Raw genomic sequence first — 12693 nt, forward strand, 5'->3', positions numbered from 1 at the left:
GGGCAGACTATGAAATCCATTCGCCTGGAAAAAGACGATCACAATATTGTCCACCTGATCATGGACAACCCCAATGCCTCAGCCAATGTGATGGACCGGGATTTTACCGAGTCACTGAGCGCAGCGGTTGAACAACTCAAGCAGCAAGAATTTTCTGGAATTATTGTTCGCTCCACAAAAAATACCTTTTTTGCCGGCGGCGACCTCAAATCTTTATTTGCGGCAAAAATTGAAGAAGCTAAACCTTTCTTCGAATCCTGCGAATCAATGAAAGCCAACCTGCGCTGGTTGGAAACCCAGGGTAAACCCGTCGTTGCTGCGATTAATGGCACAGCTTTGGGCGGTGGCTGGGAAATCGCCCTCAGCTGCCATCAGCGTATTGTTATCGATAGCACCGCAATAAAACTGGGATTGCCTGAAGTCACATTAGGCTTACTACCTGGTGGTGGCGGCTGTGTACGTATGCCCCGCCTTTTAGGCATCCAGGAGTCTCTACCCTACTTACTGGAAGGAAAACAGGTGAGGCCGCAACAGGCTCTCAAAGCCGGTCTGGTACATCAGCTCGTTACCAGTGAAAATGAATTACTAGAGAAGGCTGTCACTTATATTCGAGAGAATAGTGAGCAACCTGTTGCTCAGCCTTGGGATCAACCGGATTACCGGATGCCGGGAGGGGACGCAAAGAACCCTAAAAATGCGCAGTTACTGATGATCGCCCCAGCAATGCTGGAGAAAAAAACCAAGGGATGTCTGCCGGCCCCAGAGTCGATAATGGCAACCGTCGTCGAAGGGTCAAGGGTCGACTTCGAAACTGCTACGCGAATTGAGTCCCGACACTTTGTAGGCCTCGCTTGCGGGCAGGTTGCCAAAAACATGATTGGTACTTTCTGGTTTGCACTCAACGAAGTCAAAGCCGGAGCATCGCTGCCCGCCGCCGCCCGCGATCATAAAACGTCGCCCATGCAAAAAATTGGCATACTCGGCGCCGGCATGATGGGCTCAGCCATTGCCTACGCCTGTGCCAGTAAAGGTGTTGATGTCGTATTAAAAGATGTATCCATGGAAGGTGCCTTAGCCGGCAAACAATATGCAGAGAAATCCCTGCAAAAACGCTTACAGCGGGGTCGCATTACCGAGGACAAGGTCAATCAGATCCTCTCCCGTATCACGCCCACAGACAGCAATACCGACCTGGCTGATTGTGAGTTGGTGATAGAAGCAGTTTTCGAAGACCGGGAACTCAAGCGTAAAGTTACCCAGGAAGCCGAAGCACAGCTGCCGAAAAATGCAGTATTTGCTTCCAATACTTCGACACTGCCGATCACTGGGCTCGCTCAAGCTTCCGACCGTCCCCAGCAATTTATCGGCCTACATTTCTTCTCCCCTGCCGACAAGATGCCACTGGTGGAAATTATCTGTGGGGAGCAAACCAGTGATGAGACTCTCGCCCAAGCCTTCGCCTTTGTATTGCAGATTGGCAAGACTCCTATCGTTGTTAACGACAGCCGTGGCTTCTTCACCTCAAGGGTATTCGGCTGCTTTACCAATGAAGGTATCGGCATGCTTAGCGAAGGGGTTAATCCCGCCACCATTGAAAATGCCGCAGCCCTAGCTGGCTTCCCAGTCGGCCCTCTAGCTGTTAGTGACGAGGTCTCTCTAACGCTGATGAGCCGGATACGCCAGCAGACCATCAATGACCTGCAAAAAGAGGGTAAACCCGCCCCCACGCATCCCGCCGACGGAGTGATCGACCGAATGCTTGAAGTTGGTCGCGCTGGTAAGGCCGCAGGTGGCGGCTTCTATACTTACCCTGAGGGCGGGAAAAAGCACTTATGGAGTGGCCTTGAGAAGGAGTTCCCCGCCAAAGAGGCACTGCCGATAGAAGATGTGAAGGAACGGCTGCTGTTTATTATGGCTCTGGAGACACTTCGCTGTTATCAAGAGGATGTGCTACGCAGCGTACGCGATGCCAATATTGGCTCTATCTTCGGTATCGGCTTCCCACCCTGGACCGGTGGTGCATTGCAATACATCAGCCAGTTTGGCCTGAAAGCGTTTACCCAACGCGCCCAGCAACTGGCTGATGCCTATGGAGATCGATTTGCCCCGCCAGCAATTTTGCTGGATCTGGCAGAGTCAGGAAAAGCTCTGGCGGACAACCCTTAACCCAGGGGTTTGAGCGATGTAAACAGGCTTTTAAAGTCTTGCTGTTTACATCGCCAATCAAAACACTGGTTCAATTTTTCAGTAATAAAATGCGGTGGTGTAAGGATGGTACCAAGAACTGTTTACAACGAAGATCACGAACAGTTTCGAGAAACTTTACGTAAATTTTTAGAGAATGAAGCTGTACCCTACCACCATCAGTGGGAAAAAGATGGTCAGGTAGATCGTAAACTGTGGAATAAAGCTGGAGAAATGGGCTTTCTGTGTCCGCAAGTTGACGAAAAGTATGGTGGCTTGGGGCTGGACTATGGCTACAACTCCATTATTGATGAGGAGGTAGCCCGAGCGGGACTTTCCGGTATTGGCTGGGGCCTGCACTCTAATATTGCAGTGCCCTACATTATTAATTACGGCACGGAAGAACAGAAGAAAAAGTACCTTCCCAAATGCATTAGTGGTGAGATGATTACCGCTATCGCCATGTCCGAACCTGGTGCCGGATCGGATCTCCAAGGCGTGAGAACCACAGCCGTGCGCAAAGGGGATCACTATCTGCTCAATGGTTCCAAGATTTTTATTACCAATGGACAGCAGGCAGACCTGGTTATTGTCGTGGCCAAAACCGACCCTCACGAGGGGGCCTCTGGAGTCAGTTTGCTGCTTGTGGAAGCAGATAGCCCTGGATTCAAGAGAGGCAGTAACCTAGAAAAAATAGGCATGAAGGCTCAGGATACTTCAGAGCTGTTCTTTGATGATGTCAAAGTCCCTGCGGAAAACCTTCTCGGTGGAGAGGGACAGGGATTTATTTATTTAATGCAGGAATTGCCTCAAGAGCGTTTAAGTGTGGCAATTTATGCAATAGCTAATGCAGAAGCAGCCCTGCAATGGACGATTGATTACGTACGGGATCGCAAGGCTTTCGGCAAACCCATCTCTGCCTTCCAAAATACACAATTCAAGCTGGCTGAGCTGGATAGTGAGTTAACCGCTCTTCGGGTATTTATCGATCGCTGCTTGGAGCTTCACTATAAAAAGGAACTCGACGTTGCAACTGCAGCGAAAGCCAAGTTATTGAGTACAGATTTCCAATGCAAACTTTTGGATGAATGTGTTCAGTTACATGGCGGCTATGGCTATATGTGGGAATACCCCATCGCCCGGTCTTGGGCCGATGCTCGTGTAGCACGTATTTATGCCGGAACCAATGAAATTATGAAATTAATTATTTCCCGAGACCTCCTGCGCGATGACTAAATTAAAGTGCTAGATTGAAATTTCTGTTTTCAATTAAAATAATGAAATAAAAAGTGAAACAGCAAACGAAGAATCACTGCGCCCCTCTTGAGGGGCTAAAAGTACTCGACTTTTCTACCCTACTTCCCGGTCCCTATGCCACTATGTTATTGGCAGACTTGGGCGCAGAAGTACTAAGAATCGAGTCTCCCACACGGCCAGACTTACTACGGGGCTTTCCCCCTTTAGTCGATGACACGGCTTCCCTATCCGCCGCCCACGCAACCATTAACCGCAACAAACGCTCCCTGGCGATCGATCTAAAAAATCCAAAGGCGCAAGCGGTGATTCACCGACTGCTTCAGCAATACGATATTGTGATCGAGCAATTCCGCCCCGGAGTGATGGATAGGCTGGGCCTTGGCTACCAAAGCTTAAAGCAACAGCGCGCAGACATTATTTACTGTTCGATCACCGGATATGGCCAGACTGGACCATTAAAGCAACGTGCCGGGCACGATATCAATTATCTCGCACTATCTGGCCTGGCCAGCTATTCCGGCAAGCGCGACCATGGCCCCTGCCTGAGCGGCACCCAGATAGCAGACATCGCCGGCGGCTCACACCATGCGGCTATGTCGATACTGGCAGCGGTTTATCATCGCCAGAGAACCGGTGAAGGCAACTATATCGATATCAGCATGACGGACTGTAGTTTTGCATTAAACGCAATCAGTGGGGCCAATGCACTGGCTTTAAATACCGATCCCAAGCTGGAATCCGAGTTGCTAAACGGTGGAAGCTTTTATGATTACTATCGCACGGCAGATAACCGCTATCTCTCTGTGGGAAGCTTAGAGCCACAATTTGCTGAGCAATTTTTTACAAAAATAGGCCGAAAGGAGTGGCTGACTCGTGTTGTCCAAGACGGACAACAAGAAACACTTAAGAAAGATATTGCAGAAATTATTGCCACAAAAAGCCGGAAAGAATGGATTGATATATTTCAGGATACTGATGCGTGTATTGAACCCGTACTTAATTTTACGGAAGCTGCTGATAGCGATCTTATCCAGTCCAGAGAGATGATCTGTTCTGTGAATGGAGACCTTAAACAGATCAACACACCCTTTAGATTTAACGGCCAAAAGCCCCACTTATTTAACCGAGGGGCAGCTCTGGGAGAGCACAATCACGCTGTGCTGGGTGAACTCGGCTTTAGCGCTGAAGAAATTGAAGAGCTTTGCGAAGTTCAGGGTGTCACTCATTAATCACGTTGAACAAGGTTGCTAGAGCAGTGATAGCTGCCTCTAGCTGCCACCCCCCCCACCACAACTGCTTCCAGAATCTGAAGAGGAGCCGCCACCCCAAATTCCAGAGAAGACACTGCCGGAAGTTCCGCCTTGACAGCTCGCGGCACAATCAATATGACTGGCACAGTGAGCCGCAGTGGGACTATTTCTTGATAGACAGTTTAACGAATAATGGTAACCGCCTTTAATTCCCAACTTTATATCAATTGAGAAAAAATGCTTTATCTCAATGTAATATCAATAATACTCATATACCACTCTATTTTAAGAGTTGAGAGTAGCAAGTGAGTGCTTATAGGTTGGGACTTGAAGTATTTTTGAATCTTTATTAAGCTAACACTTAACAACTTTTCTTTTTGGAGCTATCTACGCCAATGAATTAAGCCTTGCACACACTGGAGATAAACCGGTTTCTTAAGAGGCCATCAATTCCCGTGCAAGTGGCGTACTCCATTCTCTACAACTTTCTCTCAAGATCATGGTATTGCGCCACCCATTCCGACTACCGGAGGGTGACATGCAGAGCATTTGTTCTATAAAAAATCTTTACTTAAACGTCCCTGAGAAATCTCTATTTAAGGGGATCCATCTTGACTTCCATTCTGGATTTACTGGCTTAGTGGGAAATAATGGCAGTGGAAAATCGACTTTTTTAGAGGCTTTGATTGGGAAACTAAAGCCTGAACAGGGAAGTATTACTTGGTATACGGACTACCTTAAAGTGGATCAAGTGAGCAGCAATTCCAACAAGAGAATTGTAGATATATTCGACCCTACGGGCCTCTATGACTGTTTTTCACGTATTGAATCTGGCAATCAGAGTGACGAAGATCTGATACGTGTCTCAGATTCATGGGAGCTACCTACAATTTGGCAACAGCATTTATACAGCGCCGGAATAAATCTCACGTTAGACACTCCTATCGGCAATCTTAGCGGCGGTGAGAGAATCCGACTGGCTTTAATCAATGCCTTCTCTTATAAAAACTACTATCTGCTACTGGATGAGCCTAGTAATCACCTAGATTCAGACGGTAGAAAATGGTTACAGCAGAAAATTAGAAACCATTCTGCCGGAATCCTAATGGTCAGTCATGATCGAAGCTTACTCCAACAAGCTGACACGATAGTGGAACTAGATTCAGGAAAAATACGCACATATGGTGGCAACTATTCACACTACAAGAAAGAAAAAGAGATACAGAGACAGTCTGTAGAAAAGAAAATTGAAAGTACCAAAAAGAATATAAAAAGCCTAAACAAACTTAAGCAAAGTTCTGCTGAAAAAACTACAACCAGAAAAAACCAGGGTAAGAAGTTAAAAGGTTCCCAATGTAAATCGCTACTAGATGCGAAAAAAGATCGTGCAGGGCAAAGTTTAGGCAAGCTGACTAGAAACCTGGATCGTCAGCACCATAAGTTAAAGCTAGATTTAGAAAGTTGCCAAAAGGACTATAAGAGTCATAAGCTCCCAAATATGCAACTTAGCAAAACAGGGCTAACGGGTGGTATTCGTCTGCATGTTGAGGATCTCAAACTGCCCTACGGTATTCAGAGTGATCCCATATCACTTACCATGCACAGTGGCGATCGCTGGCATATTTGTGGCGCCAATGGTAGCGGAAAGACAACGCTACTAAAGATCATTGCTGGTCGAGTTAAACCTCGCAGCGGTTTGTGTAAAACTTTTGGCAGCTGTTTTTATCTGGATCAGAACCTAAGACAACTAAATGGAAATCTATCTGCCCTGGAGACTTTATCCCGCCTGCACCCTGATAAAGATACCAACTTCTGGCGCACAGCCCTGGCCACAATGAATATTCGAGGTGATTCTGCACTTCGCTCTACCAATACTTTAAGTGGAGGGGAGCGACTAAAGGTTGCTTTACTTGCCGCTACTCGTGGCACTGAGGCACCAGACCTGCTACTACTGGACGAACCGGACAATCATTTGGATCTGGAGTCGCGTATAGCGCTAGAAACTGCGCTGGTAGAATACCCCGGAACATTTTTATTGATCTCCCATGACTCTACTTTTGTAGAAAATGTGGGAGTGAATAGAAGGATCTATCTATAGGCATATTAAGACCTAAATAAAGGAAGTGAGATGTGAAAACGCTGCGCTTGCTATTAGGAGATCAATTGAACCAAAAACACTCCTGGTTTAGAGGTAACCAGGAGGATAAGATTTACTTTATGGCTGAAATGCGCCAAGAGACCGATTACGTTGTTCACCATATCCAAAAAATCGTTGCCTTTTTTGAAGCTATGCAGATTTTCTCAGAGTGGCTTAAAAATAGGGGCTGTAATGTCATCTACTATCGAATAGACAATAAAAACAACAAACAAAACCTTACAAAAAATATCGAAGATATTATTAGAAAACACAAAATTGAAAAATTTGAGTACCAACTTCCCGATGAGTACCGACTAGATCAGCAACTATTACAACTAGAGAAGAGACTATCAATAGAGTTTCAAGCCTACGACACTGAGCACTTTTTGACCACCCGAAAAGAGCTGGCAGACTTCTTCCAGGGGAAAAAATCTCTACTTATGGAAAGCTTCTACCATTATATGCGGAAGAAGCATGACATTCTGATGAACAATGGAAAACCTGAAGGAGGAAAATGGAATTTCGACCAAAGCAATAGAAAGAAATGGAATGGAAAGCTGGGCAAACCCAAGCAGGGAAAAATAACAAGCAATGTCACTTCAACTTTATCCCGTATAAAAAAGTCTGGAGTTAAGAGTATTGGAAAGATTGATCCAGAGAATTTTATGTGGCCAACCAGCAGGGAGGAATCTATAAAACTACTTCGTCATTTTTGTAAACATCTACTTGCTAATTTTGGCGATTTTCAGGACGCAATGGATCCAGATGAAGCCTTTCTTTATCACAGCCGAATTAGCTTCTCCCTAAATAGTAAACTCATATCTCCAAAAGAGGTTATCGATACAGCGATAAAATCTTGGGAAGATGGAAAAATTCCAATAGGACTAAACCAGATTGAAGGTTTTGTACGCCAAATATTGGGCTGGCGAGAATATATGCGCGGTGTCTACTGGATGTCTATGCCCAGTTATGAGCATCAGAATAAGTTGAAGAATAAAAATAATTTGCCAGATTTTTTCTGGGATGCCAAAACGTCCATGAACTGCCTTCACAACACCATCAGGAATAGCTTGGAAAATGCCTATGCTCACCATATCCAAAGGCTTATGATTACCGGTAATTTTGCGCTATTAACACAAACTGACCCTGACCAGGTGGAAAGTTGGTATCTCGGTATTTACATAGATGCTATTCAGTGGGTTGAAATGCCTAATACCCGGGGAATGAGCCAGTTCGCCGATGGTGGATTGGTTGCAACAAAGCCCTATATTAGTAGTGGCTCCTATATCAACAAAATGAGTAACTATTGCAGCGACTGTATTTATGACGTCAAACAACGAACTGGAGAGAAGGCCTGCCCATTTAACAGTCTCTACTGGAATTTCTTAATTGAAAAAAGAAAAGTGCTAGAGGGCAATCATAGAATGACAATGATGTTCAGCCTTCTGGATAAGCTTGAGAAGAGTGAAGTGGCAGCAATAAAAAAAAGGGCAAAGCAATTTATGACGAAGAAATCGTAAACCCTATATAGATCATAAAATCCTTTATCGAAGGCTTCCTTAATCATTACTAAACTAAGCCAATACTCCCCTCAATAGACTCTGGTCATGAAGACTTCAATCATTACCCTCGATTTTATCAACGATATTTGTCATCCAAAGGGACAAATATCAGCAGCGGCCCCAAGAGTCCATAAGAATAGAGTTATTGAGAACACCAATAAACTCCTTGCGTGGGGAAGAGCACGACGTCATCTTATTTGCCATATCAGGGTCGCTTTTTCCACCGACTACAGGGAATCTTCCTCTAACTCTCCCCTCTTCAGCTATATCAAAGATATAGGCGCCCTCCGTCAGAAAAGCTGGGGCACTGCTTTTATTGATGATCTCAATATCACTGATAGCGATATATCTATTTATAAGAGGCGTGTCAGTGGCTTCTATGGGACTGAACTCCCAGTACTTATTGCTAGCCACAATATAGAAAGGATTATTCTCTGTGGGGTATCAACACAGAATACAGTCGAACTGACGGCCAGGGAAGCTCACGATAGAGACTTTTCAGTACTCATTGCCTCAGATGCCTGTGAGTCTGACACGGAAAACAATAAACAGAATAGCCTGAACTTCCTCACGAAGATAGCCAGTGTAAAAACAGTCGATGAGATTATTGCTAGTGAGGGTGCTGGTAAACCATGAGTACCCGCATTTCCAATAGAGAATTTGCCCTCAGTGTCATTACCGCAATTCTGGCGGCCAGCTGTATGTCGCTAACCGGGCTATTTGGTAAAGAACTAACTACTTTTAGCTCCTTATCCCTGGTGGTCTTTATTCGTTTCTTTGCCCCATTTTTACTCCTAACCTGGATTTGCCTCGTTGTTTTTGATGAAAACCCTGTGACTCATCGAATAGACAGGATTGATGGTGCAAGGGCGTTATTCACTTGTCTCGCTCAGTATTGCCTGTTTTATTATTTGTCCAAAGGCTCTCTACTTGTCGCCGCCCTTCTATTTTCAACGTCAGGTTTATTTCTCCCTTTTATTACCCGGTTTGCCAAAAAGGATCCGATAAAAAAGAAGACATTAGCGGCCTGTTTAATCAGCTTTATCGGCGTTGCTTTTATATTGAAGCCAACTGCTGGCTTTGATAGCTATATGATAGTGGGCCTGCTATCGGGCTTCTTTGGAGCTTGTTCACAGTTTGTAATGCACCACTCATCAAAGAAGCAAAATACGATATCTTCAACCACCAAGATGTTCGGCCTATCCAGCCTCTATATGCTTGCCATTTTATTGATTGAAGGAAATCTTGGGGAGCTTACGAAAGTCGCGGTATCTCTATCGGACTCGGTAAGTTTTGTGATTGTGATTATTGCTTTTAGCCTGGCGACAATCAGTAATCAATCCTTGCGCACTAAAGCCTATCGTCGGGTAAACAGACCTGCCAGCCTATCTCCCTATTTATATACAAGCCTGATTTTCTCCGGCATATTGGATTGGTTGGTCTATAACACACTCCCTACCTGGAATACTTATGCCGGCAGCTTACTGATAGTAATAGGAGGCATTATTCAGGCAATCAGAACTCAACCCCAGATTAAGGCATCTCATTCTTAGCAAAGATAAGCGAGGACAGGGAATAGCGGGAGAAACTCAGCCCCACAGATTCAATTATCTGCAGGGCACAGACGATTACTTGAACATCAGTTCAGGATTAACCATCGTTTTCATTTCCAGAACGTTGCCATTTGGATCTTCGATAAAGAAAGTTTCCTGTTCATATTCATTGCCGACAAAGCGACGGTAGGGCTTGTCCAGGTATTCCAGCCCGGCATCTTCGATACGGCCTTTTAGTGCCTGAAACTCATCTTCCGGCAGGTGAATGCCAAAATGAGGAACAGCCACTTCTCCCATATCCACCTTGTGGCGAACATTGGGGAGCTTCTCCTCACTCTGGTGCAGGGTGAGTTCGTTACCCCAAAAGTCGATATCTACCCAGCGACCTTCTTCACTGTTGCCGGTCTTGCAGCCTAAGACATCGCAATAGAATTTCTTGGCGGTTTCCAGATCCCCTGCCGGAATCGCAAGGTGCAAACAATTCGATTTCATATAGCCTCCAGCCTTTGCTAGCTCCTCATAGAGATCAAAAATTGATTGACTGACATCTGCTAGTCATTAGCCCTTCAACCCTCCCCCCTAACAGCATTAACATTTACTTTGCCGTCGGAGCCACCCAAAGGATACAAATAAGATCAAGTGATCCCGTTAATTATTTAAATAAAAGTGGCCGCTTTACGCGCTGGCAACTTATACCGGGAATATTCCTAATATTAGGGCCCATAGCTTTAGCTAAAGAGCCCGAATTCAGGGAGTATACAGATGCATATCATCGCACCCTACCCCGAAATGGAATATTCTCCTAGCCTAGGAGTATACTTTAACATATATATTTCAATCTCTAATATCGAACCCGCGGAGAAACTGCTTAGTTATTGAACGTACTCCTCGACACTTCAGCGCCAAATCCTTATAGTGCGGCCCCCACATCACGCCTCCTATTTTGGCGAAACTGGCTTACCAGAGCCCATTTGTAATCCTCAGGAATACGCTCTTGATCTCCACCGCGAATATCACCATGCAGTTTGGTGCCCAACCACTGTTTGAAAACATTTCTGTAAAGTTCGGCAATGGCAACCGATATGGCCTTATCGGGGCCAATGGATGTGGAAAGTCAACCTTTATGAAGATCCTGAGTGGTGCCTTGGCGCCCTCGGCCGGCAACGTATCCATTGAGCCTGGATGCACCTTGGGTACTTTGAGCCAAGACCAGTTTGCATTTGAAGAGTACACCGTCGTCGATGCGGTCATCATGGGAGATGTCCGCCTGTGGGAAATTAAACAGGAACGTGACCGTATATACTCGCTACCGGAAATGAGCGAAGAAGACGGCATGCGTGTAGCCGAGCTTGAAGTCCAATTTGCTGAGCTGGATGGCTATAGTGCAGAGAGCCGTGCGGGAGAAATCCTGCTTGAAGCTGGCATCGACGAATCCCTACATTTTGGCCTGATGAAACAGGTAGCTCCCGGCTGGAAATTGCGTGTATTACTCGCCCAAGCGCTATTTGCCGACCCGGATATTTTATTGTTGGATGAGCCGACCAATAACCTGGACATCCACACCATCAAGTGGTTGGCAGATGTACTGAATCAACGCAAAAGCACCATGGTCATCATTTCCCACGATCGCCACTTCCTGAACTCTGTCTGCACCCATATGGCCGACATAGATTATGGTGAATTGCGGGTTTTCCCCGGCAATTATGAGGACTTTGTTGCGGCCTCCACGCTAATACAAGAACAACTTCACGCAGAGAATGCCAAGAAAAGTGCCGAACTGGACGAGCTACAGAGCTTTGTGAACCGCTTTTCTGCCAATGCATCCAAAGCCAAGCAAGCCAGCTCCCGCGCGAAGAAGATGGAAAAAATCAAGCTGGACGAAATCAAACCCTCCAGTCGGGTCAGCCCTTATATTACGTTTAACCAGTGTAAAAAATTGCACCGTCAGGCGCTGACTCTTGAGGGGCTTACCCATGGTTTTGACAGTGAAACGCTATTTCAGGGTGGCGAAATGCTGCTGGAAGCCGGTGCGCGCCTGGCAATTATCGGTGAGAACGGCGTTGGTAAAACAACCTTCCTGCGCTGTCTTGTCAATGAGATCCAAGCAAACAGCGGAGTCGTCAAGTGGTCAGAAAATGCCGCTATCGGCTACTGTCCGCAAGACAGTAGTGCAGATTTTGATGGTGACCTGACAATATTTGAGTGGATGTCCCAATGGCGCACCCCCAAGCACGATGATCTGGCCGTGCGGGGTATTCTGGGCCGACTATTATTTACCGCAGATGATGCCAATAAAAAGGCAAAGGTCTGCTCTGGCGGCGAGAAAAATCGCCTGCTGTTTGGCAAGCTAATGATGATGGACACCAATGTGCTCATCATGGATGAGCCAACCAACCACTTGGACATGGAAGCCATCGAAGCCCTAAACAAGGCACTGGAGAAATATGAGGGCACACTTATTTTTGTGAGTCACGATCGTCAGTTTGTCTCATCCCTGGCAACCCGAGTTATTGAAATCAAAGACCAAGCACTGATCGATTTTCAAGGCACTTACGAGGAATACCTGGCGCACCAGTCAGGTACAGAACAGCAGGTAGCCTGACTCCAAACTCGAATCGGAAAAGGCATATTGGGGCGATAACAATACTCGCCCCAGGTCTCAAAAGCTGCAAGTGTAACCAATCACCACCAGATAATACGGGGCTCGGTAGGCATTACCTGCGTCCCCCTAAAGTCGCCCCCCGCTACTG

Annotated in this window: 9 protein-coding genes; 8 read left to right on the forward strand and 1 reads right to left on the reverse strand. The window is 46.1% G+C overall.

Annotated features, from left to right (window positions below; all coding sequences use genetic code 11):
- Positions 1-9 precede the first annotated feature (9 nt).
- The 7 genes from ACJJI8_RS04290 (at position 10) to ACJJI8_RS04320 (ending at position 9943) form a co-directional block, all read left to right on the forward strand.
- Entirely contained in the window at positions 10-2166 is a 2157-nt protein-coding gene (locus ACJJI8_RS04290; RefSeq protein WP_444907012.1) for a 3-hydroxyacyl-CoA dehydrogenase NAD-binding domain-containing protein, read from the forward strand.
- 105 nt (positions 2167-2271) lie between these two features.
- Positions 2272-3420 carry an acyl-CoA dehydrogenase family protein gene (locus ACJJI8_RS04295; RefSeq protein WP_413663612.1) on the forward strand — a complete coding sequence of 383 codons (1149 nt, stop codon included), beginning with the start codon at positions 2272-2274 and terminating at the stop codon, positions 3418-3420.
- 53 nt (positions 3421-3473) lie between these two features.
- Positions 3474-4670 carry a CaiB/BaiF CoA transferase family protein gene (locus tag ACJJI8_RS04300; protein WP_444934386.1) on the forward strand — a complete coding sequence of 399 codons (1197 nt, stop codon included), beginning with the start codon at positions 3474-3476 and terminating at the stop codon, positions 4668-4670.
- Between the two features lie 559 nt (positions 4671-5229).
- Complete coding sequence (locus ACJJI8_RS04305; RefSeq protein ID WP_444934387.1) at positions 5230-6789, forward strand: ABC-F family ATP-binding cassette domain-containing protein; 1560 nt, start codon at positions 5230-5232, stop codon at positions 6787-6789.
- Between the two features lie 32 nt (positions 6790-6821).
- Positions 6822-8348, forward strand: coding sequence for a cryptochrome/photolyase family protein (locus tag ACJJI8_RS04310; RefSeq protein ID WP_444934388.1), 1527 nt, complete (start codon positions 6822-6824; stop codon positions 8346-8348).
- A gap of 87 nt (positions 8349-8435) precedes the next feature.
- Complete coding sequence (locus ACJJI8_RS04315) at positions 8436-9026, forward strand: cysteine hydrolase family protein (RefSeq protein ID WP_444934389.1); 591 nt, start codon at positions 8436-8438, stop codon at positions 9024-9026.
- The gene (locus tag ACJJI8_RS04320; RefSeq protein WP_444907006.1) at positions 9023-9943 is read left to right on the forward strand and encodes a DMT family transporter; all 921 of its coding nucleotides are present in this window, start codon (positions 9023-9025) and stop codon (positions 9941-9943) included. Before ACJJI8_RS04315 ends, ACJJI8_RS04320 begins: the two co-directional genes overlap by 4 nt.
- 75 nt (positions 9944-10018) lie before the next feature.
- Here ACJJI8_RS04320 and ACJJI8_RS04325 read toward each other — a convergent pair whose 3' ends face one another.
- Positions 10019-10435, reverse strand: a complete 417-nt coding sequence (locus tag ACJJI8_RS04325) for a VOC family protein (RefSeq protein WP_444907005.1) — start codon at positions 10433-10435, stop codon at positions 10019-10021.
- A gap of 502 nt (positions 10436-10937) precedes the next feature.
- Between ACJJI8_RS04325 and ACJJI8_RS04330 the strand changes: the two genes are divergently transcribed.
- The gene (locus tag ACJJI8_RS04330; RefSeq protein ID WP_282930917.1) at positions 10938-12545 is read left to right on the forward strand and encodes an ABC-F family ATPase; all 1608 of its coding nucleotides are present in this window, start codon (positions 10938-10940) and stop codon (positions 12543-12545) included.
- The last annotated feature ends 148 nt before the right edge of the window (positions 12546-12693 follow it).

Source organism: Microbulbifer maximicatervae (SeqCode) (assembly GCF_052467695.1).